The organism is Labrys sp. WJW (genome assembly GCF_001676615.1).
GTDB lineage: Bacteria > Pseudomonadota > Alphaproteobacteria > Rhizobiales > Labraceae > Labrys > Labrys sedimenti.
Window position 1 is genome coordinate 44,363 of the sequence record NZ_LYXZ01000027.1, and the last position, 25,563, is coordinate 69,925.

Genomic DNA, 25,563 nt, shown 5'->3' on the forward strand with positions numbered 1-25,563 from the left:
TCCACCGGTATCCAGCGGCCCGCAAAAATGGCTCGCGGCCGTTGGAACCCTCTTCCACGGGTGTCGTTCGGTAGGCGAACAGGCATCGCAACGGGCCGTAAGCCATCGAGACCGACACGATGGGCCCGCGGCTCGCCTTTTTGCAACCGATCCGACAGGGAGGTCGACGATGCCTCAAGCATCCTATCGCATCATTGGCAGCGCCGATGGCTGGGTCATCGAGCATGATGGCAAGCGCGGCGGCGGATACGAACTGCCGGAAGCGGCTTTCGAAACCGCGGTCGCCGCGGCCTCCCTGGATCTCAAGGAACGCCGGGACGTCACCATATCCGTGCAATTCCCCGAAGGCCCCGAAGATACCGAAGCCCTGGCGAGCGGATCTGAACCTGCGCGCCAGCGCGCCGAATTCGACAGCCCCGTCGGCAAGGCGAGGTGACGCCGCCGGGCGTTCAAAGGCAAAGGAGGATGTGATGATTATCAGGCAAGCCATGACGGCCGAAGTTTGCGTCGCCACGCCGGACGAGACGATCCAGAAGGCAGCCCAGCTCATGCTGGGCCTCGATATCGGCATGATTCCGGTTGCTCACGAAGACCGGCTGGTGGGCATGATCACGGATCGCGATATCGCCGTGCGCGGCGTCGCCGCAGGCCGAAGCGCGGATACGCCGGTTCGCGATGTCATGACAGAGGATGTCAAATATTGTTTCGATGACGAGGAGATAGAAGACGTTCTTGATAATCTGGGCGAGATCCAGGTCCGCAGGCTTCCCGTCGTCAATCGCGACAAGCGCCTGGTCGGCATCGTCTCTTTGAGCGATCTCGCCCGCTCCAGAGCGCCCGACAAGGCCGGAGCCGCCCTCGGTGAAATTGCCCGGCCAGGCGGCGAGCACAGCCAGGCAACGTTCTAGATTTTCCTTCTCGCTTCCCTGCCGTCGGCTTCATCGAGCCGGCGGCGCATCAGGAGATTCCTCATACGCTCCGTCCAGGCAGCTGCACCATTTTCAAATTGTCTTCTTCGTCGGGGCACAGGAACCTGAGCGAATCCCTGCTGGCCACGCGGAAGGAAAGTACCATGACCAAGACCGAGATTCCCGCCGACGCCATCCTCCAGGGCCAAACGATCCTGGTCGCCGACGACGAAATCATCATCGCTCTGGACATCGAAGACATGCTGGTATCGGCCGGAGCCCAGGTTGCCGGCCCCTGCCTGACCCTGGCCTCCGCTTTGGAGACCGCCAGCCTGCAACCCCTCACGGCGGCTGTTCTGGATATCAGCCTCGGCAGGGACACGAGCGAGCCAGTCGTCGACCTGCTCGCGGCGCGCAACATTCCCATCGCTTTCTGCACGGGCAAAGTGCTTCCCGAGACCTTGCGGCAGAAGGTTCCCGACGCGCCGGTTCTGGTCAAACCCGTTCAGCATCAGATCTTGCTCGAAACCCTTGCGCGCCTGATCAAGGAGTAGCGGTCTTCCCTATTACATCGCAAACCGCCCCAATCGCGGCAGGGAACATGTGCAAGTTTGCATCGTTACACAGAAGTGCCGGGTGAGATGAAAGCGGAGTGACAATCCGTCCGAGCGTGAAGATTCACCGGAACGGAAGATACAGCATCCGCATTCAACCAAGCCGGCTCAAAACGAGTGACGATTCATGCAGCAACTCCAGGGCATGCGTATCCTTATCGTCGAGGACGAGATATTGCTCGCAGGCGATCTGGCTGACTATTTCGAACAGAAGGGGGCGGTAATCCTCGGACCGGCGTCGACGATCGAGGCTGCGCAATGCCATGTGAACTCGGCCAACGCAGCCATTCTCGACGTCAACATCAATGGCAAGATGGTCTTTCCGATCGCAGACCGCCTGCTCGCACTGGGCATCCCTTTCGTCTTCTTCAGCAGCTACGACGAAGACGTCATTCCCACCCATCTCAGGCATGTCGACAATGTTCGCAAGTCGGGTGGCCGTCACGCCCTGCTTGAAACCCTATTCGTGGCACACCGCAGGACGCAGGACGACATCAAGGACATTGGCGGGGACCCGAGCGCCGACATCGCGGGGCTTCTCCCCGAACTCAGGCTCAGGGCCCGCCACTATCTTGACGGCAGGGCCGCTGCTGACCGACTGGTCGAGCAAACGCTGCTGGCCGCTATCGATCTTGTAGACCGCAAGCCGCCGGACCGCGATACACTCCCATGGCTTTGTGACCTCATGGACAGGACCTTCAAGGCCGTCGGCCACCAGTTGCTCGACTGAACGGTGCGCCCGAGTTTCTCTCGCAATTTTCCTACCCGACCCTGCAGTCCACGAACACGGCGGAACCGGATCGGACGAAGACGCGTTGATGTTTCATGGTCAACTGCATCGGAAGAAGATATGAGCCGCAACATTCTCTTACTGCTGATTGTCGCAATCGTGGCGGTAGCCGGCATTGGCGCCTATATCTACCATGAGCAGAATAAGAATACTGTGCAGATTACCATCGGAAACCAGGGCGTAAAAATTAAAGGGCCGTCCGACTGAGCCACCGACACTGGCGCATCAGCGTTTGCCTTCCGTCTGCCCTTGATGTGGCCTGCTCCCCTGGAACACCGCTTCTCCTGGAACATTGTCGTGCGAGGGTGGTTAGCAAGGCCATAGCAATTCCCCGCCCCCGCCGCATGCGCGGGCAATAAATGGGACAGGACCTTTGCAAGTGACTTCCCGGCACAAACCTCCTAGTCTGTCGGCAGGCGAGCGAGGAAACTGCGTCTTGATCTTCCTTGGCGCGTGCAGATTGCCTCCGACCAACGGCGAGACGAGCAGTTCAGTGGACAACGATCAGAAAAGCGACAAGGCCAGATCCGCAGACAAGGAAGTGGCGCGCATTCTGGCCCGCGTCGAGCGCGAACCCATTCCCCAGCGTCTGCTCGAACTTGCCTTCAAGCTCCAAAAGGCCCTGAGGGACGCCAAGAAGGCCGACTAGAGACCGGGAAATCCGCTCGCCCTCCTTCTCCCCCTGAAGTGCAGAGCTCAAGCCTCGACCATCCTGTCTATCGCCTGGCTAAAAATCGCCCGACGAGCCTCCTTCATGCAATGGCCTTCCAGCGGCCAGAATGTGGTCGGATTGATATGGCAGCATGGCAAGACAACTTGTGAGTCCCGGCCCACGGAATGGGATCCGCGCCTCCAGGGTGGCAACGGCGTTATGACCTTCCCAGGTCCTCGGCAGACATCCGATTGGTCGCCTTTACGGTGGCTGCAGCATGGGAGTTCTTCCAATGAAGCTGTCGCCCACGCACGTCACGCAAACACTGAATCAGATCAGGGCCGAACCCGTCGCCGAAAACCATCCCGTATACAGCCAGTTCGCCCGACTGTTCGGGGAGCATACATTCTTTGTCGATGATGAGGGACTCAACATCGTCGAGCCGATGGCGTCGGACAAGGATGGCGCCCAGAAGATGGAGGTGGCCCCGGCTGGTGAGACTGGCCCATTGGCGCGACGAATATCATTCCAGCCTAGTGCCGCAACTGCCGCAAGAGACCGATACCGTGGTCATGCTGAGCAAGGCGGCCTGACGCGAAGCGTCTCGGCCACGAGCCGGCGAGATAAGCGCGGCGCGGATTTCTCAATAGGCCGGCGCAGCAGGCCGACGTCATCCGCACCGCTGTTTACACTCGACTACTTGCGAAGCGTAGCCTTCGCATTTCCGGGAAGAGGTGTGCAATGTATGGCAAAGTTTCCCTGTTACTGAGCGGCATCGCAATGGGCGCGGCAACCGCATTCGCTGTCACGCATTCCGACCTGCTCGGCCACGCCAACGCCTCTGCCAGCGATGCCTACCGAGAGCTCAATCGCTTTGGTGACGTCTATGAACAGGTACGCTCCAGCTATGTGACCGAGCCCGACGACGCCAAGCTCGTCGCCGCTGCCATCAGCGGCATGGTCTCCGGCCTCGATCCGCACTCGCGCTATGTCGATGCCGCTGGTTTCCAAGACATGCAGGCTCAGACTTCCGGAGCATTTTCGGGAATTGGCCTCGAGGTAACCCTGGAGGGTGACCGTCTCAAGGTCGTTTCCGCCATCGACGACACGCCTGCAGCAAAGGCTGGCATTCTGTCCGGCGACATGATCACGGCCATCGACGGCAAGTCTACGCAGGGCATGCCCCTGCAGCAAGCCAGCCAGAAGATGCGGGGGCCGGAGAACAGTACGGTCACGCTCACGGTGCGCCGTGGGGGCGATGCACAGCCCGTGGACGTCAAGCTTGTCCGCGATACCATCAAGCTGTCTTCCGTGCGCGCCAGGAAGATCGGCGGCGACATCGCCTATATCCGTATTGCCCAATTCAGCGGGAATACGTTCGACGACTTCCTCAAGGCCATGATGGAGGCTGGGGTGGACAAGGGAGGCCGGAACCTTGCCGGTTTCGTCATCGACCTGCGCAACAATCCTGGCGGCCTGCTAAGCCAGGCCGTCGAGGTGGCGGGTGCCCTGATCGGGCGGGGCGAAATCGTCTCCACGCGCGGACGAGGTCCCGACGATTCTCTGCGCTATAGCGCGACGGGAGGCGGGCTCGTCCATACCAAGCCCATCATCGTGCTCGTCAATGGAGGTTCGGCCTCCGCTGCCGAGATCGTGGCAGGCGCATGGCAGGACCATCGCCGCGCGACGATTTTGGGCACGCGCTCCTTCGGCAAGGGATCGGTTCAGACCGTCTTTCCGCTTGGCGACAACGGCGCCCTGGTCCTGACGACTGCCCGCTACTACACGCCGTCGGGCCGATCCATCCAGGCCAAGGGCATCGATCCGGAAATCGTGGTGAAGCAGACCCTTCCAGCCAATCTGAACAAGCAGGATGCCGTTGGCGGCGAAGCCGGCCTCAAGGGTCATCTCGATAGCCAAGGCGACACCGAGCAGGGCGGCTCGTCTGCCTATGTTCCCGACGACGAGAAGGAGGATATGCAGCTCAATGCCGCGGTTGAATTGCTCCATGGCGTCCGCAAGGACCCATCCTTTCCAGCCGGCGGAGCGGCACGCCGCTAACCGTTCGGGACAGGGTGTCGATCCCACAAAATTGCCACCCGAGCAGCAAACGATCGAACCCTTTCCGTGCGAGGCTTACCTGTGATGATCCCTGACCACAACGCGGAAAGGAGACATCATGCGCAAGCTCATGTCCGCAACGTTCGCAATGATCATCCTGGCTTCGGGCATTGCCACTGGCTTGGCCCAGCCCGCGACCAACCCGGCGGATACACCCAATGACGGCGTCATCGAGCATGCTCCCGGGGAGATCCGGGCCGTCACGGTGTCAACCCTCGACGAACTCTCGATTCCGCAGCGGATCGCGGCCAAACAACAGATTGCCGAAACAGGCCCGAGCGAACTGCAGCGTATGAGACAGGTCATCGCCGACACGCCCCGCCTGCAAGCCGCACTCGAAGACTATGGTTCGGCGCCGTCCTCGGTGATCGCGATGACGTTCGATGACACGAACGAGGTCACGCTGGTCATCGCCTCGTAAACCGCCCCGGCCCCTTGATTTGGCAAGGCGCGCTCAAGATCCTGCAATTCCCTCGGACGGCAGGATCTTGAGATTGCCGGCCTTTGACTTGCCGGTCTTGGAATCGACCACCAGCTCATAGCCCATTCTCTGGCCCTCACGCACCGTACTGATGCCGCTGCGTTCGAGCTCCCTGATATGCACGAAAGCATCGATGCTGCCGTCATCGGGCGCGATGAAGCCATAGCCCTTGTCGTAATTGAACCATTTCAGGCTGCCGGTGATCATTTCCAATCCCTCCATGGCAGGAACGCCACATCAAATTTGAACGCAAGCCGAGGACATTCGTTCCGATCCGCGTGCGGACGGGCCATCGATCGATTGGTGGACAAGCCAGCGATGCCGAGAAGCACCGCATGGAACGATCTGGCTCAAACCGGGTTGGGAAGATGCGAGCCACGGAACGCCAGACGTTCAGGCTTCGTTCGGCCGACGCAAGCGTTGGTCGCGGCGGCTCGGCTCCTACAGATCGACCCGAGATCCCCCGGGGTCGGGCCGTTCGGCCATCATTCATGTGGTTGGGATCGGCCAATGGATCGGAATCTTCGATACAAAGGAGAATTCGAACGATGATCCGAAAATTGAAATCAGGAGAATACCGCATCTACTCGCGAAAGGCGGATCCCAAGACGGGCAAGAGGCGCAATCTCGGGACTTTTCAATCGAAAGAAGCCGCCCAGAAGCACGAACGCGAGATCCAGTATTTCAAGCGGCACTGAGGCTGGGCGGCCAATGGAATCCATCCGCACCGGCCTGTTCTTCCAGCCGTGCTCGATAACCACATGAGCCGCCTGCCGCGTTCGTTTACGCTCACTACACTCAAATCGCATATGCCGGACAGGACCTCGGCCTAAGCAGAACCTTCGCTGCCTCGTCGGCATCGGCAGAACGATCGTCGCCCGTCACGGCGAGGGCAAGCCCCTCGTCCTCGCCAGTCGATCTTGCCGACGCCCATTGACCATGTCGGGCCTAGGCAACGGTGAGAACACCCAGCAGCACCAGCAGGAACACGATCAGGGCGATTCCGATCAACACCCGGGCTCCCGTCGCGGCCGCTCCTGCGAGCGCAGGCATTCCCAACAGGCTCGCCGCAGCCGCAATGATCAACAGAATGAGGATCCAGTGAAGCATGGTGGCACCTCCTTGATGTGGCGCTATCGAACCTTGACGGCCGACCTTTGTTCCCGCGCCCGGCGACGAGACCGGACCGATCCTGACAGCTGACTTGGGTTCAGCCGATCGAATGCTGACGGGATTTGCACATCCAAGTATTTCGGCCAGGGAATACTCTCCGGCCCGGGAAGCTGGCTCCGATTTGCCTGCTCTCCTCGATCAGAAACCATCCCTGACACTCTGGACGCGTGACTTCGCAAATTCGAAAGCGGAACGATCCGCCGGCTGCGCAGTTTTTGCATTGTTGCAACCAGGGATAACGATCATGGCTGATTTGCTTAGAATATTTGCGGCGGCCGGTATGGCGATTTCCGTCGCAGCCTGCGCGAGCGACAATCCGGGCGATCGCGCCGCTGGCGGAGCGGTTATCGGCGGCGTCGGTGGCGCAGCCGTGGGTGCTGCCGTCTCGAACCGGCATCCCGGCCGCGGTGCGCTCATCGGTGGTGCCATCGGTGCCGTCGGAGGGGCGGCGGTGGGCGCCGCGACGACACCGTCCAGCGGCGGCAGCGCATGCGCACGGATCGGGTATGATGAGTATGGCAACCGTGTATGCACGGCCTATTACTGATGCCGTGGTCCGGAGCTGCTCCCAGCTCCGGATCGCGACGCGTCCAGCCACCGCGCGCCGTGCCCTTTGCTCCGGCCGGGATTGGAAGGTCTCGATCACGAGCCATTTCCCGGATGCGCGCCGGCAGATCGTCTGGCCTTGATGCCGATCAACAGCGTGCATTCCGGTGACGTTGAAAGACGCAACAGTCTGGGTCGCAAAGCATTGCTTCGACGATTCTTGGTATTGATCTACAGGCGAGTTACGGCACAGGCCGGCCCGCATGAGAGCCCGCATACCTCCCCGAATGCTCAAATGCCGCCGACCCTGGTCGGGTTCATCATCTGGGTCTCGGGCCGGCACCAGATCTGGATCGCCCTGTGCGCCATTTTGCTGTTCGTTGCGGATACCGTGCCGCTCGAGGTGCAGCGGCGCCTGGTCAACGCCGCCGTGAAGGGCGGAGATATCCATAACGTGCTGATACTGGCGATGATATTCGCCGCCCTGACGTTTCTGCAGGGCCTGATCAAGATCGGCCTCAATCTCTATCGCAATTGGATCGGCGAGTCGGCCGTGCGATGGCTCCGAAACGAGATCTCACATGTTGCGCAGCGTCCCGACTCCAAACTGCCCTCGGGCAAGGCCGGCGGCGTCGAAATCGCCATGGTCGTCGCCGAAGTCGATCCGATCGGTGGCTTTGTCGGCGCGAGCCTTTCTGACCCGATCCTCCAGATCGGCATCTTGCTGTCGGTGTTCGGCTATCTCATCTATCTCCAGCCATTGATGGCCCTCGTCGGCGTGCTTGTGTTTCTGCCGCAATGTTTCCTGGTCCCGCTGATGCAGGGGGCGATCAACCGGCGGGTGGGGGCTCGCATCTGGGTGCTGCGCAAGATCAGCGTGATGCTGGTCGACACGCTCCAACGCGACGAAACGACCAATCATTCCCAATCCAGGCGCGTCGACCAGGTATTCCGCCTGAACATGAGCATCTTCAGGCTCAAATTCGTGCTCAGCTTCACGATGAACTGGCTCAACTCCCTGGGGACGGCGGTCATCCTGGGAATTGGCGGCTACTTCGTCGTTCAGGGTCGGACGGAGATCGGAACCGTCGTCGCCTTCGTCGCCGGGCTTGCAAAGATCAACGATCCCTGGAGTGACCTGGTGAACTGGTATCGCGATTATCGGGTGATCCAGGCCCGCTATCACCTGGTTGCCAGTGCGTTGCGCAATGCCGGCACGAAAGCAGACAGTCTCGAGCGGCCGAGCTCTCTTTCGCAACCGCGGGAATGATGGCCGCGCATCCGAATGATGAGGCCGGTCTTCCTGGCCAACGAGCCATTCGACAGCCCGCACCGGAACCATCGCCCTCCCCTCGTGTTTCTCGCAAGGAGGTAGGAGATGACATCTACAACGTTCACCCATCCGATCAATATCGACGGCATCACCATCGGCGACGCAAGCGAGGCCGCCGACTATCTGCTCAACAATTGGCCCGCCGACATCGGCGAGCGGTATGACTTCGCCAAGCGCGTCTGCCTCGAGGTGATCGAAGGCAAACGCGATCCCGAAGACGCCAGGGCGGCTTTCCTGCTCGCCGCGGAGGAAGCCGGGGTGATCCTCACATGATCATGCCCTTCCATCGGAACGAAATGTCCCCGCCGCAGTTCGGTTAACCGGAGGGTTGACATGTACAACCGCGCTTGGCAGCGCCCGGTCGAGCTCCAGACCTATATTGGTGACTACCGCATAGTCGGCTCGACGGATGAAGCTGTCATCTTTCTGCTCAAGCATTGGCCCATCGACTCCGATGGCGAACCGGCCGCAGGCCGTCAGGGATTCCTGGAGGCGCTTGAAGGAGCGGAGGCCGGAGATGCCCGGGCCGTATTCATCGAGGCCTGTCTGCAACTTGAAATGCACGTGGTCGGATGATCGGAGAGGAAAAGCCCGAGGCCATGGCTGCAGGAACCGTCGTGCACTGACGATGTTTGGGTTTCGGAGATGTGCCATGGCCATGAAAATCTGGAGCAGCCCCGTGAAATTCGAGATTGGCGCAGGTCAGTTCCGAGTGGTTGCCTCCTGCGAGGAAGCCTCGGACTTCCTGTTGAACCATTGGCCAACCGAAGGCGGAGACAAGCACCTGCTTGCCAGACGCGCTTGTCTCGATGCCTTGGCCGGATCACTCCCGGCCGATCACGCCCGGAGGGCTTTTATCGAAGCCTGTGAAGAAGCCGGCATGCATGTCGTGCAATGAGGGAGAGTACGATGCCCGATCCGAAAGAACCCAAGCCCCCGTCTCCAGCTCCGACGGAAAGCCCTCCACCCATGCCGGAGCCGAACCCGAGCCCCCCGAATGAAGTGCCCATCGTGCCTCCGCCGCCGGGGAATACACCGATCGCGCCGGATGTACCCAATCCGCCGGAGATGCCCCCTCTGGTCGATCCCAACCAGGTATGACCGAAAGCGCCCCTGACCGGGCCTGCAAGGAAGACGATATGCGCGCAATGCCGTGAAGGAGGTTCGGATGGCCGCTTCGAAGCACCGGAAACCACTCGAGGATCCGCCCAGCGGGACCAGGAAGAAAGGCCGCGACGTCGAGGAGGTTTCGCCAGACGAAACACCGATCGTACGACCAAAGGTCGACTATCCTGCACAGGCAGACGATAGACCTGTCCTGGATCCTCCTCCGCGCCCCGCCAAGAGAAGGAAGGGTGGAACTGATCGGATGCATGTTCTCTGACAGCGGTCCGACGCGCCGGGATCATGCCGACGCCATTTCGAAGGCAGCGGGCAGCTTCCTGTCTTCTGCCCGCTGCCTTCGAAACCAGGCCGGATGAAAGCCTCCCGGATCTGAGCGGCTCGGCCGCCGAGGTCGGTGTGATCGACATTGGCCGAGCCGCCTCGACTGATCTCACCATCAGCCGAACGATACGTCCGATGCTTTCGCATCGGTCGTCTCGCGCCTTCCAAACAGGTGTCTCGATTGTTTGTTCCCTGCTCGTGCAACGGCCCGGCTCTCGGACCTGGGGGAAAGGTCGGCAACGAGGAACCGGACCGCCGGACTCTACACTGCGAGGCCGGTCATTGGGTGACACAAGGCATTCCACGACCTCGCCCCTTCCAAACCATGACGGACCACGACTGTTCCCGCAAAAATGGATGAAACACACGGCCCGGCGGAGCTTTCTCCAGGGGGAACGCTGGCTGGGCCGCCTCGTCGGCAATACCTCATCGCAGAGCAGCCCGATTGGCTCCGGCGCCGACGGCCTCAGTCCAGCGGCATTGTCGATCGAACCGTCCAGGCCCCTTTATAGTCGAGACTTCCATGCTCATCCAACGTCGCTGCGAGAGGGGTCAGCACCAAATGGGCGCCGGCCGCGGCAACCGCCACTTCTTCTGCGGTGTGAGCGAGAATACGACCTATCAGTGGCTCTCCGACCCCTGGCACCAGCGTTATCGGAGCACCCTCGTAGAAGTCAGGCTGGCTATGGCCAGGGGCGGGGGAGAATGTAACGATGCTCCCTACCGCAAGAGGCTCGGGAATGTCGGAAACCATGGGTGCTGTTCCTTCAGGTGCCGCGAAAGTCTTCAAGCGATACCGCTGCGGGTAGTATGGTTCCTGCTGCATTGCACTCAGGCCGAGTCCTCAAACTCGGGCCGCGTCATCAACGCGTCGAAGTGTTCGACGTCGAAGACCTGAGGTGTCTTGCCGGGATCCCGAACAGCCGAAAAGTCCGTGAACTGGTCCGGGTGGGCCCTGGCCTGCCGATACCGCATCACGGCTTCCTTCAAGCTGATGTCATGGCCTTCGAAACTGACGATTTCTTCAGGATCGTAATCAAACATCGAGGTCATCGTGCTGCCCTCCCGAGCAATCGAACCCGCGAACGGCACGAAAGATCCAGTCGCGACATTCATCTGCAGCCATGCCACGCGAAACTTTCAGCGTCGCCGCTGGTTCCAGGAAACGACGCGATCGGGAATGCTCCATGTCAAAGGCCGATTGCCCGCCGCCGCGGGCGACCTATCGTTTGCAACTGAACGCCCGCTTCAATTTTGCTGCGGTCGAAGCCATAGCCGCCTATCTCGCCCAATTGGGCGTGAGCCACGTCTATGCCTCCCCGTTCCTGAAAGCGAGGCCGGGGAGCAGCCATGGCTACGATATCGTCGATCACTCGGCCCTCAATCCTGACCTCGGGACGAAGGAAGATTTCGATCTGATGACCAGGGCCCTACGTGCCAACGGCCTGGGCCTGATCCTCGATTTCGTTCCCAACCATATGGGCGTGAACGGTGCCGACAATCCCTATTGGCTCGACGTGCTCGAATGGGGCCAGGAGTCGGCCTATGCCGGCTGGTTCGACATCGACTGGCAGCCCGAACCTTCGCATCTCAGGGGCAAGGTCCTGGTCCCCGTTCTCGGCGACCAGTACGGCGCAGTGCTTGCCGGCGGCGGTCTCGAGCTATGCTTCGATGCCGTGGCCGGGGAGATCGCCATCTGGGCTCACGGCGCCCACAAGCTTCCCATCCATCCCGGACATTATGGCCGCGTCCTTGGTAGCGACCACGCCGATCTCGAAAAACTGAGCGATGCCTTCTCCCATCTCGAAGGGTTCCACCCGCATGAACAGCGCAGGGCCGGACAACTCAAGGCCGATCTTGCCGCTTTGGTCGCAGCAGAGCCGAAGGTGGCAGAGGCCGTCGCGGAGCGTCTGGGGCATTTCGCCGGCATGGCCGGAGAGCTGGAAAGCTGGAAACGGCTCGACCGGCTGATCGCCGACCAACATTGGCGCGTAGCCCATTTCCGTGTGGCCGCCGACGATATCAACTACCGCCGCTTCTTCAATATCAGCGATCTTGCCGGCTTGCGCATCGAACATGAGGAGTTGTTCGACCACGCCCATCGCCTTGTCTTCGAGTTGATCGCCGAGGGCGTGCTGGACGGATTGCGCATCGACCATATCGATGGCCTGCTGGATCCCAAGACATATTGTCGGCGCTTGCGCGAAAAAGCGCCGCGGCCGATCTACCTGGTCGTCGAGAAGATCCTCGCAGAAGGCGAGGAACTACGCGAGGATTGGCACGCCGACGGTACGACCGGCTACGAATTCGCCAACCTCCTCACCAATCTGCTGGTCGACCCGAACGGCCAGGCACAGCTCGATGAACTCTATCGCCGCTTTTCCGGTGAGCGGCGCAGCTTCAAGGCCATCAGCCGCGAGTGCAAGCTGGCCATCATGGAAGACGAAATGGCCGGCGAGCTCGGCGGGCTGGCTCGCGAGGCAGCCCGCATAGCGCGCTCCAATGCGCGCACCGCCGATTTTACCCGCAATGTCCTGCAGCGTGCACTCCGGGAAATCGTCGCCGGGTTTCGGGTCTATCGGACCTATGTCGATACGGAGGGTGCCAGCCCTGCCGACATCCAGGAGCTCGAAACGGCCTTCAGCCAGGCACGGCGCTCAGGGCGTGGGATAGACCATTCGGTGTTCGACTTCCTGTTCTCGCTGCTCAGCGGCAAAGCCGTCGCACGGCCCGGCAGCGGCTTCAGCCGGCAGGACGTCCTGCGTTTTGCCATGCGGTTCCAGCAATATACCGGGCCGATCATGGCCAAGGGGGTCGAGGACACCGCCTTCTATCGCTACAACCGCTTCATTGCCGCCAACGAGGTCGGCGGCCATCCAGGCCATCTCGGCGCCGGCGTCGAGGCTTTCCATGCCGCCAATCTCGCCCGCCATGCGGGCGCCCTGCTCGCAACGTCGACGCATGACACCAAACGCGGCGAAGATTGCCGCGCGCGCCTTGCCGTTCTCAGCGAGATCCCCACGGACTTCGCCGAGGCCACCGCCCGCTGGCGTGCCATGCTGGGGGGAAGTGAGGCCGCGCCTGATGGCAACGACCTCTTCCTGTTCTTCCAGTTGCTCGTCGGCGCCTGGCCCACGGACCTCGTACCTGCCGACCTCGAGCCGTTGGAGCGGTTCCGGGAACGCATCCAGCTGGCCATGCTCAAATCGGCACGCGAGGCCAAGGTTCACACCAATTGGGCCGCCCCCGACGAGAGCTATGAAAAATCCCTGCACGACTCGATTGCGGCCGCTTTCGCAAATCGGGAATTCCTTGCCGATTTCATCGGTTTCGAAAAGCGTATCGTCGAACTCGGTGCGGCCAACAGCCTTACGCAAACCGTGCTGAAATTCACCGTTCCCGGCGTGCCCGATATCTACCAGGGCGCCGAGGCCTACGATTTCAGCCTGGTCGATCCGGACAACCGCCGCCCGGTCGACTGGGCCTGGCGCAAAGAGAGCCTGGACAAGTCTCGACCAATCGCGCGAGACACCCTTCTCGACGGGAGCGCCAAATTGGCCGCCATCGCCAAGCTGCTCGAGTTGCGCCGCCGGCACGAAGCCTTGTTTGCCGCAGGAGACTATCGGCCGATCGAGATGGCAAGCGATCGCTTCATCGCCTTCGCGCGGCAGCATGGCGACTGCACCCTGGTCGTCGTGGCCGCCCGGTTTCCCGGCCGCGGTCCCATCGATGGCTTTCTACCCCTCGCCCATCATTGCCCCGTCTATGCCGATATCCTGTCCGGACGCCAGATCACCCCCGGCAAGGAAGGCATCGATCTTGCGATATTGCTGGCAGAGCTGCCCGCCGCCGTCCTGGTGCCGCAGACACCGCCCGCAATCCGGCACTCGCAGCCATGATCATGCCGCCAGCCCGCTACGAACCACGCTTCGGCCCCGTCCTGCGCGACGGCAAGGTGTTGTTTCGCCTTTGGGCGCCCAGGCAGCGCCGGGTCGGCCTGCAGTTGGGACAGAAAACCTATTCGATGCAGGGCCACGGCGGCTGGCATTGCCTGGCCGTGCCCGCCGACTTTGGAGCCCGATATCGCTTCGTGTTGGAAGACGGCATGACGGTGCCGGATCCGGCCAGCCGCTTCCAGCCCGAGGACGTCCATGGTCCGAGTGAGCTGGTCGACCCGACCGCCTATCGCTGGCGCAACACGGACTGGCAGGGACGCGCCTGGCACGAAACGGTGCTTTACGAGCTTCATATCGGGACCTTCACGCCGGAAGGAACCTTCGCCGGCGCGGCACGGCGGCTCGGCTATCTCAAGGAGCTGGGAGTGACCGCCATCCAGCTCATGCCGGTGGCCGATTTTCCAGGCAAACGCAACTGGGGCTATGACGGCGTCCTTCCCTTCGCGCCGGACGCAGCCTATGGCCGGCCGGAGCAACTGAAGGCCTTCATCGACGAAGCGCATGGCCTCGGCCTCTCGGTGCTGCTCGATGTCGTCTATAATCACTATGGCGCCGAGGGTAACTATCTGCCGCTCTATGCTCCCGTCTTTACCGAACGCCACCGGACGCCGTGGGGTCCCGCCGTCAACTATGATGACGAGGGATCGGCGGAAATCCGGGCCTTCACCACCGAAAACGTGCTCTATTGGCTGAAGGAGTTCCGCCTTGACGGGTTGCGTTTCGATGCCGTGCACGAGATACGCGACGCTGGGGAACGCCATCTCCTTGCCGAGATCCGCGCCGCGGTCGGCGCCGTTATCGACGATCGTCCTGTCCATCTGGTGCTGGAGAACGAGGAAAACAGCGCCGAATGGCTCGCCCGGCAAGCGGATGGAACACCGGCTTTCACCGCGCAATGGAATGACGATGTCCATCACGCCCTGCATGTGGCCGTAACCGGCGAGGATGCCGGCTATTATGGGGATTATGCCCACCGGCCTGAATTGCTCGGCCGCGCCTTGGCTCAGGGCTTTGCCTTCCAGGGCGAGACGATGGCCTATCGCGGCAGTAGCCGCGGGCAACCCTCGGCTCATTTGCCGCCGGATGCCTTCGTCGCCTTCCTGCAGAACCATGACCAGATCGGCAATCGCGCTTTGGGAGACCGTATCCATCACCATCATCCGCTCCAGGCCGTCCGGGCCGCTGCGGCGGCCTATCTCCTGGCCCCGCAAATTCCCATGCTGTTCCAGGGCGAGGAGTGGGCCGCCTCTACGCCTTTCACGTTCTTCTGCGACGTGGAGGGCGAGCTGGCCGATGCCGTGCGCAAGGGACGGCGCGAGGAATTTTCGCGCTTTCCCGACTATGCCGATCCGCAGGCGCGCGAAGCCATCCCCGATCCCGTCAGTGAACAGACCTTCCGCTCGGCCAAATTGCTGTGGCTGGAGCGGGAGAGGTCTCTGCATGCAGAAATGCTGGACTGGTACCGGCGGATCCTATCGGTTCGAGCCATGAAGATCGTGCCGCTCATGCCGACCTTCCTGCAGGCCGGTCGATACAAGGTCGGCGAGAATGGGATCGTCTGCGTCGATTGGCGCAGCACGAGCAAAGCGGTACTCCGCCTCGCTCTCAACCTCAGCGACACGCCAAAACCGGTGGAGACCGCCATAGAGGGCCAGCCGGTCTGGACGGAAGGTCAATGGGAGGGCACAACGCTCGGCGCCTGGACTACGATTTGGACGCTTGAAACGCCGAAGGGGCCGTCGGCGTAGTGTATCTCGACGGAGCCAGCAGCCCCCCAACGCAGCCGGGAGGCAATTCCTCCCACATCGCCCCGATCTCATGTAGGATGAGCGTCTCAGGCCTATCGAGGCTGCATCCCGAGGGCTTGGATCGGCGCTCATGTGCCAGCACGGCGATGCTCAGATGGCGAAGCTATCCCCTGCCCAGATCCGTGCACTGGCCGCGCTCGAGGCGGGTGTCGAAGTCAGGATGACGCCTGGGGGCGTGCCGATCGGACAAATGCCCGAAGGCGTTCGGTCGCAGCGGACCCTTTGGCGCCTTCGCATCCTGGGCTTCGTAGCCATCAAACCCCGGCCATCGGCCAATTACTGGGAGATCACCGAGGCCGGCAGAACGGCGCTGCAGGCGGAGAGGTAGCACAACGGGCAGGCCCTATCGACCCCAGATCACTTCGACCGTCGCCGCCTGCCATTTTCGGGCATGACCAAACAGGCCCAGAAATCTGCTCCAGACGGTGGCGGGGCTTTTGGGGATGAAGAAGGCATCTCCGAGCAAGGGTTACAATGAGTGAGACGAACGTCAGGAACTATCCCTGCGCTCATCGGTTGACTCATTGTCGACTTTAGACAGCCCAACTCGCCCGCTGCCTGATAGGCAAGCGGGCTATTCTTTTCCAAGAGGAGAAGGCGTAGAGGGCGCTCGCGAACGCGAGAAGCGACATGCAGTGGGCATCGGGCCCACGGTCCTAGTACAGGGCCTGCTAACCCAAAAGGAGCAGGACCGGTGAAACCGATTTTCTGCATTTTCGAACGCAGCTTCGATCGCCACCAGATTGAGGTGAACGTGAATCTCATCCTGTATCTGGAAGGCAATGACGACGGCACGACCACCATGTATTTCAGGAGAGACGAATTCGTGGTCGTCAGGGGTACCCTCACGGAGACCCGCAGGCACATCGAAACATGCGCGTCGAGAACTCCGCCCGCGGATGTCGCGGCCTGAAAACAAGGAACGATACCGCCGGCAAGAAGTCCGCATGAGTCCCCCGCTCCCATTTGCCCGCTCGCTGCCCTGTGCACAGCGGGCAATTTTTTAACCATGGAGTTTCAGGCGATCTTGATCCCGAAAACACCATTGCTAAATTTCCGCACTGGAAGAGCCATCGTTGCGCTCGCTTTTGTGTGGGATGGTAGGAATGGACGCAGTGCAGGAGACGACTGGCCCTGAAGGGGCGGAGGCCTCAATCCCGATATTCTGCACATTCGAACGAAGTTTCGATCGACACCCGATCGAAGTGAATGTGACCCGCATCTGCTATATCGAAGGCAATGAGTGCGACATTTCGACTCTGTACTTCGACAGGGAGCACTTCGTGGTCGTGCACGGTAAAGCCGAGCAAATCCGGGCTCGGATCGAAACCCAGGTCTCGCAGTCTCAGATCCAGCTCCGATAGGTGGAAGCGACCACCCTGTTCCTACCGGAAACCGGCGCTGGGATATTGGAGCCGTCATCAGCATCGAGGGCGATGCTCAACTCAGCAGGGAGGCCCCGGCCTGATGCCGGCGCCAATGATGCTGCATCGTGCAAGCGCAACCGGTTTGCCGATCAGGCGGCCTTCTTGTTGACGCTTGCCAGCGAGAGCTTGGTGAGAAGCTGATCGGTCCTGATCTCTTCCTGGAGCGTCTGATCGAGGAGTTTTGCAATATCCTGCATGCCCAACTGCTGGGCCCAGGTCTTCAACGTGCCATAGCGCGAGATCTCATAATGTTCGACCGCTTGCGCGGCTGCGGTGAGACCGGCGTCCAGCGCCGGAGCGCCTTTGAACTCCTCCATAACCTCCTTGCCTTCGTCGATAATGCCGAGGATCGCATCACAGGTTTTTCCCCGTGCAGGCTTTCCGAGTTGCTCGAAAATATCCTGCAGACGATCGACATGTCCCTCGGTTTCCTCCCGATGGGTCTCGAAGGCCTTCTTCAGCTCCGGCGTCTGGGCCTCCCGCGCCATCTTGGGCAAAGCGCGCAAGATCTGCTTTTCAGCATAATAGATGTCCTTCAGCGTCTCGACGAACAGGTCCTGCAATTCCTTTGCCATTGGTTCCTCCTGAGGCAATCCGAGCCGACCGCGCGGCACCGACCAGAACTGCGATGCCTGCAATGCGTTCCACGCAAAAATACGGCCGCTAGCCTCCCCATCGGCGGGCCATTGCAGGAACGGACGGGGCCGCTGGCGGAACCGAAGGCCTCGGAGCGAGTTCATAGGCTGGCATAGCGATGGGATCGCGCCATATCGATCCGGCGCCGGGTTGACGTGCAGCCTTCCATATCGGCGCCCGACACTGCCAGAGCAACAACAAGAACATCCTGCAGCAAGGCGGAACAATGAGCGGGACAGAGGGGGACCTCGATCCAAGAGCTGAACGCAGCCCGGCTGTCGAGCCAAGCAAGCCTCGCATACTCAAAGTTCTCGGCCCGGGTCTAATCACCGGCGCGTCCGACGACGATCCCAGTGGAATTGCGACTTATTCGCAGGTGGGTGCGCAATTCGCGTATGGCGTGAGCTGGACCTTGCTGTTTTCCTATCCCCTCATGAGTGCCATCCAGATGATCAGCGCCCGTCTCGGCAGGACCACGGGACGAGGCATAGCCGGTAATCTGCGCAAATATTATCCCAATTGGCTGGTCTATACGGGCGTTTGCCTGCTGGTGACCGCCAACGTCATCAATATCGGGGCCGATATCGGCGCGATGGGTGACGCCGTCAAACTGATCATCGGGGGCCCGGCCCTCATCTATGTCGTGCTCTTCGGAGCCGGATGCGCAATCGCGCAAGTGTTCCTGCAATACAAGAAATATGTCCGTATTCTCAAATGGCTCAGCCTGGCCCTGCTAAGCTATGTCGCCACACTTTTCATCGTCAAGGTCGACTGGACGGCTCTGGCCAAGGGGTTTTTTATACCGCATATCGAGTTTTCCTCCGACTATCTCATGGCGATTGTCGCGATCTTCGGCACCACCATCAGCCCGTATCTCTTCTTCTGGCAGGCCTCGCAGGAAGTGGAAGACCTGAAGGAAAAGCCCAAGCGCGAGCCTTTGAAGGATAATCCGGAACAAGCCAAGGACGCCGATGAACGGATTGAATGGGATACGCTGGTGGGCATGGGCGTTTCCAACGTCATCGCGCTGTCGATCATGGTGACGGCAGCCGCCACGCTCAATGTGCATCACGTCACCGACATTGGAAGTTCAGCACAGGCGGCCGAGGCACTGGAGCCCGTGGCAGGCAAATTTGCGGAACTCTTGTTCGTGATCGGCATCGTGGGGACGGGGCTGCTGGCCGTCCCGGTACTCGCCGGGTCGGCCGCCTACGGGCTCGGCGAAGCGCTACGCTGGCCCACCGGCCTGGCCCGCAAGCCCAAGGACGCCAAGGCCTTCTATGCCACGATAGCGATCGCGACCATGCTTGGCGTGGCCTTGAATTTCGCCCCGATCAACCCGATCCAAGCCCTTTTTTGGAGCGCGGTGGTGAACGGCGTCGTCGCTGTTCCGATCATGGCCGTCATGATGCTGATGTCGACGGACGAGAAAATCATGGGCAGCCAGGTGATTGGCGGCTGGCTACGGAGCCTCGGCTGGCTCTCCACGGGTGTCATGGCGCTATGCGCCGCGGGAATGGGCGCGTCCGCCTTCTTGAACTAGCCGTATCGTCGAAAAGCCGTTGCCTCAGCCAGGGGCCCGCAGCTGCGATATCGGCCGGGCGCTTGGGCAGGAGGGGGATACGCGGGCGCCAAGCCCTATCCTACTTCGCCTCGATCGCCGAGTTGACGAAACAACATTTAACAAGATCAAGCTTCATTCCGCGACCCGGCCGGCCTACCGTCTTCCTTGTTTCCGTCGCGCCCGGCGGAAGCAATCGCCAGCGGTATTCACAGTCTGCTGGCGAAGCCCGGCCGCCTCTCCATTCGATCGAGCGGCCGGGCTCCTTCAGGCCGTTTGGTTGCCGTGGAATGTCGAGATGATCTGCGGCAGATGGTCGGCAAGGAACTGGCTCGCCTGGGCCGGATCAACACCGAACTTCTCCGCCAACGACGCGACCATGGGCGAACCCAGGGCCTGGGAAATCTGGTCGGCCGTGACCGCCTGATTTTCTCCGTTGCCGATCCACGACGAAACTGCTTCGCCCAGCCCGCCTTGCGACAACTGAGTAGTCAGTCCCTGCAGGCCATCAATACCGTGTTGCCCGAGGAGATCGGGCAAGTGCTGTGACACCAAATCGGAAATCGAACTTCCAGCCTGCCCTTGCAATGCACCAAGAATGTTGTCGAGCAATCCCATGACATCCTCCAGAAATGATAGCCAGTCTGCCTGCAAAGGGCAGCACAGCTCGTAAACAGCCCCCGCGTTACAGGGTAACGCTAGGTAACATTATGATGCAAGCCTCACCGCATGCCGCCAACTGATCGTCGCGGCTGGGCCGCTCCAAACCGGACAGAGGCCCTTCGCATGCCGCAATTCTCCGCCCCAGCACGCCTCCCGGAGCGTTGATTTCTTCGGTGACCAGGAGCGTCACATTTGCTTCGGCTATTTCCGCGGCAGCTGTTACGCCGCTCTTGGATAATAGAACGCCGATTTTCCAATCGTCATTGGTCACAACCATCGCCGGAGAACGGAGCACGCACGGGAATACGCCTGTCGGGCCGGTCGACAAAGGCGAGAGCAGGAAACGCCACGGTTTCTCCGGCTACTAGGAGGAGCATGTTCATGTTTTCAGGCAACGCCTTTGTGAGCGTCGGCGATCTTTTCCGCCATCATGATCGTCGGGAGGTTCGTGTTCGCACAGGGAATCGTGGGCATCAGCGACGCATCGCAGACGAACAGTCCTTCCAACCCATGAACCTGTCCCATGGCATCCGTCACCGCCATCCTGTCCCCATCGGGACCCATGCGGCAGGTGCCGGACGGATGCCAGACGCCGCCGACGGTTTCGGCGATATAGGCCTCGAGCTCGCCGCGGTTACCGACCAGCCTGAGGGGATCGTCGAAGTTCGAGAGCATGTGGGGAAACACCTTGTCTCGCAGCCGGCCGATCAGATCGAGGCCCACCGCTCCGATCCCGGTGATGACGGCACCGGGCGAGCTCGGCTTGGAAAAACGCTTGCCGATCTCCGACATGCCGCCGGCATAAACGCCGGAAACCACCGAATCTACCGTTGGGTCGAGCGCCAGGCTCACGGCACGCTCGAAGGCATCGGCCAGACGCACGAGGTCGCGCCTGTCGGAGAGCATGCGGAAATCGATGCGCGGCGGGCCGTCCGGGGATGCGGGATCGAGCAGGAGCTGGCCACGCGAATAGGACTTGTTCACCCAAAAGAAGACCGAGCCGAGTTGGCGGCCTACGGCATGCCAGGCTGCGCGGGTGACGAAGTTCATATGCATGTCCCCCGGCGGACATCCTTCCAGGCCGGAGGAGAAGCGATAGCCGATGGGAATGTGGTAGTCGGGCACGCCGCGCTGGCGAGCGGCCGGCCTCAGGAAGGGCACGATGCCGGCCGAGGGATGCTCCATCAGGTTCTGCCCGACGCCGGGCAGGTGATGCAGGGCCTCGATGCCGCAATCGCCCAGATGAGGGGCCGGGCCGATGCCCGAGCGCATGAGGATGGCAGGCGAGGACAGGGCGCCGGCGCACAGCACAATCCGGTTCGCACGCAGGATCTGGCTGGCGTCTCCTCGCATGGCGATCACACCATCGGCCTTGCCATGGGCCAGGACGATGCGAGAGACGGTGGTGTGAGTACGAATTTCCAGGTTGGGCCGCGCCCTGACCTGCGGCGTCAGATAGGCCCAGGCCGTGCTGACGCGGCGGCGCCGTTCGTCCATGTTGACGGCCATTTCGAAGGTGCCCTCTTCCCACACGCCGTTCTGGTCCGGCAGGAAGGCAATGCCGCGCGCCTTGCAGACCGCCAGCATGGCACGGGTGAAGGGAGTCCAGATCTCCTCGCCGCGCCGGCGGATCGGAAACGGGCCGCTCCTGCCATGGAAATGATTGTCAAAATCGAGGTCGCGCTCGAGCTTCTTGAAATAGGGAAAGCAGGCCTCCCACGACCAGCCTTCCAGGCCCATGTCGCGCCATTCGTCATAATCGAACGGGGCACCGCGATTGGCACCGATTCCGTTGATGGCGGACCCGCCCCCCAGGACCCGGGCCTGTTCATAGCGGGTGCTCTTGCTTTCCGGCCGGTTGGAACCGCCATAGGGCAAGGAGGCCTTGAGGCCGTCCCAGGTGTAGCGCGGGTTGGAGTATGCAATGCCGGGATAGGGCGAGGCGAGATCGGGAAAATCCTCCGGGCGCGCCGCATCCATGCCCGCCTCCAGAAGGATCACGCGAACGGCCGGGTCCTCGGTCAGCCTGGCGGCGAGCACGCAGCCCGCCGACCCGCCGCCGACAATGACATAGTCCACCCTGTCCGGCTCGGCGGTGGTCATGGCACGATGCTCCTGTTGCAATCCTGGCTGGCGGCCTATCGGGCGAGGTCGATCGTCATCGTCTTGAGGTCGCACATCTCCATGAGCGTGTGCCGCCCGCCGGTCCGGCCCAGGCCGCTTTGCGTGCCCGCCGCCCCGCCCGCCGGGATGTGGGGTTCCCAGTAGCAGCTCTTCTCGTTGACGTTGACGATGCCGACCCTGAGGCCCTCGGTATAGAAGAAGGCCTTGGCGATGGTGCTGGTGAAGACGGCAGCCGAGAGCCCGAACGGACTGGAGGCGGCAAGCTCCAACGCCTCCTCGTCGGTCTCGAAGCTCAGCACCGGCGCCACGGGACCGAAGGATTCCTCGACATTAAGCAGGCTTTCGCGGCCCAGCCCGGTCACCACCGTGGGTTCGAAATAGAGATTTGTCGGCATGCCGGCGGCGATCCTGCCGCCGGTCACCACCTGGGCCTTGCGCGCCAGGGCGTCGTCCATGTGGCTCAGCATCTTGTCGAGGCCCGCGGCATTGTTCAGCGGACCCATGGTGGTCGCCGGATCGAAGGGATCGCCCATGCGTACGGCACCGGCCGCCTTGACGAGGCCGTCGATGAAGCGGTCATGCACGGATTTGTGCACGAGAATCCGTTCGGTCGCGGTGCAGATCTGGCCGGCATTGGCAAAACAGCCGGCGCCGACCTTGGCTGCGGCCCTGTCGATATCGGCATCGGGCAGGACGATGGTGGGGCCGTTGCCGCCCATTTCCAGCAGCAGCGGCTTGCCCGCCCCGCGGCTGGCGATCCGCGCTCCCGTGGCCGAACTGCCGGTAAAGCCGACGGCATGGGTGCCGGGATGGATCACGGCCTCGTCGCCGACTTCGGCGCCGTCACCCAGCACCAGATTGACCACGCCATCCGGCAGGCCGGCCTCGATCAGGCATTCCATCAAGGCCACCGCGATCAACGAGGTGGTAGGAGCAGGCACCCAGACCACCGTGTTGCCGGTGGCTATGGCGGGGCCGAGATAGTAGAGGCAGGGCAGCGCGAGCGGGAAGTTCCAGGGCGTTATGATGGCGAAGACGCCCTTGGGCTGCAGGAAGCTGAAGGCACGCTTGTTGGGATCGGCGACGGCAAAGGCCGAGGTCTCCAGCCATTTCATCTGCTCGGCGGCGTTGCGAAAACCGAGCGCCGCGCCCGCAACCTCGGCCTTGGCCTCGGCGTGGAACGGCTTGCCCTGCTCGAGACAGAGCAGGCGCGCCAGCTCATCGCCCCGCCGCTCGATTTCCTCGGCAATCTTCAGGCAAAGAGCCGCCCGGGCGAAGACGCCCATCCGGCGCAGGGTTTCGCGCGCGCCCTCCGCCGCCTGCACGGCCCGGGAGACATCCCCGCGCGTGGAGAGCGCCAGATAGCCCAGCGCTTCACCGGTTGCCGGGCTGTCGACCTTCAGGAACCGGCCCGAACTGCCGGCTGCCCAGGTCGAACCGATACGGTTTGTACCCAGCCGCAGACTTGTGTCGGGCTCGTTCACGATGGCCATGCCGCGCAGATGAGGCCCTTCGAGGGAAGATCTGAACTGAACGGTCATCGTGAACTCCTTTGACCATAATTGGATTGGATGGCGAGGACGGCCTCGCGGCTGCGGCTGACGGCTGCCTCGAACAGAAGCGCACCGGCAGCAGGCGAAGCCTGTGACGGGGTGCCGATGACGCCATTGTCCCGTATCGCCTCGAAGGGCCGCCACACGGTGACAGCAGATCCCGCAAACAGATGGGGGTCGGGCCAGCTCGGCGGTGTCGTCCCGGCGGGGATACGGTCCTCGTGCACGGTTTGGGGCAGCACGTGCATCATCAGCGAGGTTTCAAGCGCACAGGCATGGCCGGTTCCGCCGGCGGCATCCGGCAATGTTTCGGCGGCGATGTCGGCGATCAGATCGAAATAGGAAAAGCCAGCGGCGACCACGCCGCGCTGGCCCAGCGTGGTCACTGCGACCTGGATGGCGGCCCGGTTCCCGCCATGCCCGTTGAGGATGACGGGCAGGAAACCGTCGCTCCACAGGCATTCGCCGAGATCGGCCAGGACCGCGATGAAGGTCTGCGGGCTGAGGCTCATCGTGCCGGCAAAGGCGCGGTGGTGCTGGGACGACCCGTAGGCGAAGGGCTCGCAAACCCGCATGCCCGCTTGCCCTTCGGCGACAGCCCGCGCCACCGCGCTCGCCAGCCAGATGTCGACGCCGAGCGGCAGATGCGGGCCATGCTGCTCGACGGCGCCCGTCGGCAGCAGCGCGACGGGGCGCAGGGGCTGCGAGGCTACCAGCGCCCGCGCATCGGGGCTGGTCATGGCGGCAAACGCGGTTGCTCCCGGATCGTCCCGACCGGGAAGAGGCGTCGTCATCGGGCAATCTCCATGAGGCGGGTTTTGGCATGGGTCATGGCGGCGTCGGCCAGCAGGGCCAGCATGATGATCGCGCCCTTGTAGAGCTCCAGGCTGGACGGGTCGGTCCCGAAAATGCGCAAGGCGGTGGTGAGAAGACTGACGATCAGCGCCCCGACGACTGCGCCCCAGACCGTGCCGCGGCCGCCGAATATGCTCGTCCCGCCAAGGACGGCAGCGGCGATGGCATCCAGCAGCAGCGAGGTGCCGCCGATATTGGGCGTGACCACCGGCACGCGGCTGATCATGATGACTGCCGTGAGGAACGCGAACAGGCCGGAGGCGGCATAGACCAGGACAGTGTGCCTGACGACCGGGATGCCGGCGAGTTCCGCCGCGGCCGGATCGGAGCCGAGCGCATAAGTGCGCAGGCCGAAGCGGCTGCGGCGCATCAGCACCATGGCCAGAAGCACGATGATCACCGTGGCGAAGATGACGTGGGGCAGGCCGAAGGAACGTTCGACGCCGACGAATTTGAGCACGGGCTCGCGAACCACCAGCACGCCCTTGGAGGCGACGGCCAGCGTGGCGCCCTGCAGGGCCACCATGGAGGCCAGCGTCGTCACGAAGGGCGGTATGCGCAGGAGCGCGACCACCAGGCCGTTCGCCAGACCGACGAGGAGCATGGCGCACAGCCCGATCGCCAGCGCACCGGCAAGCCCCGTGCCCGCATCGATCAGGCTCGCGACCAGCACAGCGCAAAAGGCGACGCCGATGCCGGCCGACAGATCGATGCCGCCCGTCAGCAGCACGATCATCGCGCCGAGTGCCAGCACGGCCACGGGTGTGGCTTGCGATACGATGTTGATCAGGCTCTGGCCGGACACCACCCTGGGATCCAGCAAGCCGAAGACGATGGCCAATCCCGCCAGCAGGATCAGCGGGGAGAGATCGAGAATGCGCGGCAGCACGCCTTTCCTCATCGCGATCGTCATGTG

Annotated in this window: 28 protein-coding genes; 18 read left to right on the forward strand and 10 right to left on the reverse strand. The window is 62.2% G+C overall.

The window, feature by feature from the left end; all coding sequences use genetic code 11:
- Positions 1–169 precede the first annotated feature (169 nt).
- From BA190_RS17540 to BA190_RS17570, 8 genes are all read left to right on the forward strand, one after another.
- Positions 170–436, forward strand: coding sequence for a hypothetical protein (locus BA190_RS17540; protein ID WP_068290166.1), 267 nt, complete (start codon positions 170–172; stop codon positions 434–436).
- 34 nt (positions 437–470) lie between these two features.
- Entirely contained in the window at positions 471–908 is a 438-nt protein-coding gene (locus BA190_RS17545; RefSeq protein WP_068290168.1) for a CBS domain-containing protein, read from the forward strand.
- A 164-nt stretch (positions 909–1,072) separates the two neighbouring features.
- The gene (locus BA190_RS17550; protein WP_068290171.1) at positions 1,073–1,462 is read left to right on the forward strand and encodes a response regulator; all 390 of its coding nucleotides are present in this window, start codon (positions 1,073–1,075) and stop codon (positions 1,460–1,462) included.
- Positions 1,463–1,649: 187 nt separating this feature from the next.
- A complete protein-coding gene (locus tag BA190_RS17555; protein ID WP_068290173.1) occupies positions 1,650–2,252 on the forward strand; it encodes a response regulator in 603 nt (200 codons plus the stop codon).
- A gap of 120 nt (positions 2,253–2,372) precedes the next feature.
- The gene (locus tag BA190_RS35970) at positions 2,373–2,519 is read left to right on the forward strand and encodes a hypothetical protein (protein WP_156771566.1); all 147 of its coding nucleotides are present in this window, start codon (positions 2,373–2,375) and stop codon (positions 2,517–2,519) included.
- 229 nt (positions 2,520–2,748) lie between these two features.
- Entirely contained in the window at positions 2,749–2,961 is a 213-nt protein-coding gene (locus BA190_RS17560; protein WP_068290175.1) for a hypothetical protein, read from the forward strand.
- 744 nt (positions 2,962–3,705) lie between these two features.
- The gene (locus tag BA190_RS17565) at positions 3,706–5,025 is read left to right on the forward strand and encodes a S41 family peptidase (protein WP_068290177.1); all 1,320 of its coding nucleotides are present in this window, start codon (positions 3,706–3,708) and stop codon (positions 5,023–5,025) included.
- Between the two features lie 118 nt (positions 5,026–5,143).
- Positions 5,144–5,506 carry a hypothetical protein gene (locus BA190_RS17570; RefSeq protein WP_068290180.1) on the forward strand — a complete coding sequence of 121 codons (363 nt, stop codon included), beginning with the start codon at positions 5,144–5,146 and terminating at the stop codon, positions 5,504–5,506.
- Positions 5,507–5,539: 33 nt separating this feature from the next.
- On the opposite strand, the gene BA190_RS17575 is transcribed toward BA190_RS17570, so the two are convergent.
- Positions 5,540–5,773: a cold-shock protein gene (locus BA190_RS17575; protein ID WP_068290182.1), complete on the reverse strand. Its 234-nt coding sequence runs from the start codon at positions 5,771–5,773 to the stop codon at positions 5,540–5,542.
- Between the two features lie 741 nt (positions 5,774–6,514).
- Complete coding sequence (locus BA190_RS17580; protein ID WP_068290184.1) at positions 6,515–6,676, reverse strand: DUF1328 family protein; 162 nt, start codon at positions 6,674–6,676, stop codon at positions 6,515–6,517.
- Positions 6,677–6,983: 307 nt separating this feature from the next.
- Between BA190_RS17580 and BA190_RS17585 the strand changes: the two genes are divergently transcribed.
- The 5 genes from BA190_RS17585 to BA190_RS36500 all read left to right on the forward strand — a co-directional run bounded on the left by BA190_RS17585 (position 6,984) and on the right by BA190_RS36500 (position 9,516).
- Positions 6,984–7,286 (forward strand): YMGG-like glycine zipper-containing protein, encoded by a 303-nt coding sequence (locus BA190_RS17585; RefSeq protein ID WP_068290186.1) that lies wholly within the window; start codon positions 6,984–6,986, stop codon positions 7,284–7,286.
- 294 nt (positions 7,287–7,580) lie between these two features.
- Positions 7,581–8,555 carry an ABC transporter transmembrane domain-containing protein gene (locus tag BA190_RS17590; protein WP_068290188.1) on the forward strand — a complete coding sequence of 325 codons (975 nt, stop codon included), beginning with the start codon at positions 7,581–7,583 and terminating at the stop codon, positions 8,553–8,555.
- 108 nt (positions 8,556–8,663) lie between these two features.
- On the forward strand, positions 8,664–8,891 hold the full coding sequence (locus tag BA190_RS17595) for a DUF982 domain-containing protein (protein ID WP_068290190.1): 228 nt from the start codon (positions 8,664–8,666) through the stop codon (positions 8,889–8,891).
- Between the two features lie 60 nt (positions 8,892–8,951).
- A complete protein-coding gene (locus BA190_RS17600) occupies positions 8,952–9,194 on the forward strand; it encodes a DUF982 domain-containing protein (protein WP_068290191.1) in 243 nt (80 codons plus the stop codon).
- Between the two features lie 76 nt (positions 9,195–9,270).
- A complete protein-coding gene (locus BA190_RS36500) occupies positions 9,271–9,516 on the forward strand; it encodes a DUF982 domain-containing protein (protein ID WP_068290194.1) in 246 nt (81 codons plus the stop codon).
- A 1,379-nt stretch (positions 9,517–10,895) separates the two neighbouring features.
- On the opposite strand, the gene BA190_RS17615 is transcribed toward BA190_RS36500, so the two are convergent.
- Positions 10,896–11,195 (reverse strand): hypothetical protein, encoded by a 300-nt coding sequence (locus tag BA190_RS17615; RefSeq protein WP_068290198.1) that lies wholly within the window; start codon positions 11,193–11,195, stop codon positions 10,896–10,898.
- A gap of 56 nt (positions 11,196–11,251) precedes the next feature.
- Here BA190_RS17615 and treY point away from each other — a divergent pair, with 56 nt between their 5' ends.
- The 4 genes from treY (at position 11,252) to BA190_RS17635 (ending at position 16,741) form a co-directional block, all read left to right on the forward strand.
- A complete protein-coding gene (gene treY / locus BA190_RS17620; RefSeq protein ID WP_068290201.1) occupies positions 11,252–13,963 on the forward strand; it encodes a malto-oligosyltrehalose synthase in 2,712 nt (903 codons plus the stop codon).
- Positions 13,960–15,768 (forward strand): malto-oligosyltrehalose trehalohydrolase, encoded by a 1,809-nt coding sequence (gene treZ, locus BA190_RS17625; RefSeq protein ID WP_082979827.1) that lies wholly within the window; start codon positions 13,960–13,962, stop codon positions 15,766–15,768. The genes treY and treZ overlap by 4 nt, the downstream gene beginning before the upstream one ends.
- A 154-nt stretch (positions 15,769–15,922) precedes the next feature.
- Positions 15,923–16,156 carry a hypothetical protein gene (locus BA190_RS17630; protein WP_156771569.1) on the forward strand — a complete coding sequence of 78 codons (234 nt, stop codon included), beginning with the start codon at positions 15,923–15,925 and terminating at the stop codon, positions 16,154–16,156.
- A 366-nt stretch (positions 16,157–16,522) separates the two neighbouring features.
- On the forward strand, positions 16,523–16,741 hold the full coding sequence (locus BA190_RS17635) for a hypothetical protein (RefSeq protein ID WP_068290204.1): 219 nt from the start codon (positions 16,523–16,525) through the stop codon (positions 16,739–16,741).
- A gap of 603 nt (positions 16,742–17,344) precedes the next feature.
- Here BA190_RS17635 and BA190_RS17645 read toward each other — a convergent pair.
- Positions 17,345–17,830: a ferritin-like domain-containing protein gene (locus BA190_RS17645; protein WP_068290208.1), complete on the reverse strand. Its 486-nt coding sequence runs from the start codon at positions 17,828–17,830 to the stop codon at positions 17,345–17,347.
- Positions 17,831–18,117: 287 nt separating this feature from the next.
- Between BA190_RS17645 and BA190_RS17650 the strand changes: the two genes are divergently transcribed.
- Positions 18,118–19,434, forward strand: a complete 1,317-nt coding sequence (locus tag BA190_RS17650; protein ID WP_068290210.1) for an Nramp family divalent metal transporter — start codon at positions 18,118–18,120, stop codon at positions 19,432–19,434.
- Between the two features lie 285 nt (positions 19,435–19,719).
- Here the strand turns inward: BA190_RS17650 and BA190_RS17655 are convergent, their stop codons facing one another.
- The 6 genes from BA190_RS17655 to BA190_RS17675 form a co-directional block, all read right to left on the reverse strand.
- Entirely contained in the window at positions 19,720–20,070 is a 351-nt protein-coding gene (locus tag BA190_RS17655) for a YidB family protein (RefSeq protein ID WP_068290212.1), read from the reverse strand.
- A gap of 67 nt (positions 20,071–20,137) precedes the next feature.
- On the reverse strand, positions 20,138–20,392 hold the full coding sequence (locus tag BA190_RS35980; protein WP_245314790.1) for a transporter substrate-binding protein: 255 nt from the start codon (positions 20,390–20,392) through the stop codon (positions 20,138–20,140).
- A gap of 110 nt (positions 20,393–20,502) precedes the next feature.
- Entirely contained in the window at positions 20,503–22,218 is a 1,716-nt protein-coding gene (locus BA190_RS17660; protein WP_068290214.1) for a GMC family oxidoreductase, read from the reverse strand.
- 35 nt (positions 22,219–22,253) lie between these two features.
- A complete protein-coding gene (locus BA190_RS17665) occupies positions 22,254–23,780 on the reverse strand; it encodes an aldehyde dehydrogenase (RefSeq protein WP_082979828.1) in 1,527 nt (508 codons plus the stop codon).
- The gene (locus BA190_RS17670; RefSeq protein WP_068290216.1) at positions 23,777–24,586 is read right to left on the reverse strand and encodes a creatininase family protein; all 810 of its coding nucleotides are present in this window, start codon (positions 24,584–24,586) and stop codon (positions 23,777–23,779) included. Before BA190_RS17670 ends, BA190_RS17665 begins: the two co-directional genes overlap by 4 nt.
- Complete coding sequence (locus BA190_RS17675) at positions 24,583–25,560, reverse strand: ABC transporter permease (protein WP_202908483.1); 978 nt, start codon at positions 25,558–25,560, stop codon at positions 24,583–24,585. The genes BA190_RS17670 and BA190_RS17675 overlap by 4 nt, the downstream gene beginning before the upstream one ends.
- Positions 25,561–25,563 lie beyond the last annotated feature (3 nt).

Excerpts from the sequence above, each read along its gene's own strand:
- BA190_RS17540 (WP_068290166.1), top strand. The coding sequence starts at position 170 with ATGCCTCAAGCATCCTATCGCATCATTGGCAGCGCCGATGGCTGGGTC.
- BA190_RS17665 (WP_082979828.1), bottom strand. The coding sequence starts at position 23,780 with ATGACCGTTCAGTTCAGATCTTCCCTCGAAGGGCCTCATCTGCGCGGC.
- BA190_RS17600 (WP_068290191.1), top strand. The coding sequence starts at position 8,952 with ATGTACAACCGCGCTTGGCAGCGCCCGGTCGAGCTCCAGACCTATATT.
- BA190_RS17545 (WP_068290168.1), top strand. The coding sequence starts at position 471 with ATGATTATCAGGCAAGCCATGACGGCCGAAGTTTGCGTCGCCACGCCG.
- BA190_RS17590 (WP_068290188.1), top strand. The coding sequence starts at position 7,581 with ATGCCGCCGACCCTGGTCGGGTTCATCATCTGGGTCTCGGGCCGGCAC.
- BA190_RS17655 (WP_068290212.1), bottom strand. The coding sequence starts at position 20,070 with ATGGGATTGCTCGACAACATTCTTGGTGCATTGCAAGGGCAGGCTGGA.
- BA190_RS35980 (WP_245314790.1), bottom strand. The coding sequence starts at position 20,392 with ATGGTTGTGACCAATGACGATTGGAAAATCGGCGTTCTATTATCCAAG.
- BA190_RS17580 (WP_068290184.1), bottom strand. The coding sequence starts at position 6,676 with ATGCTTCACTGGATCCTCATTCTGTTGATCATTGCGGCTGCGGCGAGC.
- BA190_RS17650 (WP_068290210.1), top strand. The coding sequence starts at position 18,118 with ATGAGCGGGACAGAGGGGGACCTCGATCCAAGAGCTGAACGCAGCCCG.
- BA190_RS17660 (WP_068290214.1), bottom strand. The coding sequence starts at position 22,218 with ATGACCACCGCCGAGCCGGACAGGGTGGACTATGTCATTGTCGGCGGC.
- BA190_RS17675 (WP_202908483.1), bottom strand. The coding sequence starts at position 25,560 with ATGACGATCGCGATGAGGAAAGGCGTGCTGCCGCGCATTCTCGATCTC.
- BA190_RS17565 (WP_068290177.1), top strand. The coding sequence starts at position 3,706 with ATGTATGGCAAAGTTTCCCTGTTACTGAGCGGCATCGCAATGGGCGCG.
- BA190_RS35970 (WP_156771566.1), top strand. The coding sequence starts at position 2,373 with ATGAGCCGCAACATTCTCTTACTGCTGATTGTCGCAATCGTGGCGGTA.
- BA190_RS36500 (WP_068290194.1), top strand. The coding sequence starts at position 9,271 with ATGGCCATGAAAATCTGGAGCAGCCCCGTGAAATTCGAGATTGGCGCA.
- BA190_RS17645 (WP_068290208.1), bottom strand. The coding sequence starts at position 17,830 with ATGGCAAAGGAATTGCAGGACCTGTTCGTCGAGACGCTGAAGGACATC.
- BA190_RS17575 (WP_068290182.1), bottom strand. The coding sequence starts at position 5,773 with ATGATCACCGGCAGCCTGAAATGGTTCAATTACGACAAGGGCTATGGC.
- BA190_RS17595 (WP_068290190.1), top strand. The coding sequence starts at position 8,664 with ATGACATCTACAACGTTCACCCATCCGATCAATATCGACGGCATCACC.
- BA190_RS17630 (WP_156771569.1), top strand. The coding sequence starts at position 15,923 with ATGGCGAAGCTATCCCCTGCCCAGATCCGTGCACTGGCCGCGCTCGAG.
- BA190_RS17550 (WP_068290171.1), top strand. The coding sequence starts at position 1,073 with ATGACCAAGACCGAGATTCCCGCCGACGCCATCCTCCAGGGCCAAACG.
- BA190_RS17670 (WP_068290216.1), bottom strand. The coding sequence starts at position 24,586 with ATGACGACGCCTCTTCCCGGTCGGGACGATCCGGGAGCAACCGCGTTT.
- BA190_RS17570 (WP_068290180.1), top strand. The coding sequence starts at position 5,144 with ATGCGCAAGCTCATGTCCGCAACGTTCGCAATGATCATCCTGGCTTCG.
- BA190_RS17585 (WP_068290186.1), top strand. The coding sequence starts at position 6,984 with ATGGCTGATTTGCTTAGAATATTTGCGGCGGCCGGTATGGCGATTTCC.
- treZ (WP_082979827.1), top strand. The coding sequence starts at position 13,960 with ATGATCATGCCGCCAGCCCGCTACGAACCACGCTTCGGCCCCGTCCTG.
- treY (WP_068290201.1), top strand. The coding sequence starts at position 11,252 with ATGTCAAAGGCCGATTGCCCGCCGCCGCGGGCGACCTATCGTTTGCAA.
- BA190_RS17555 (WP_068290173.1), top strand. The coding sequence starts at position 1,650 with ATGCAGCAACTCCAGGGCATGCGTATCCTTATCGTCGAGGACGAGATA.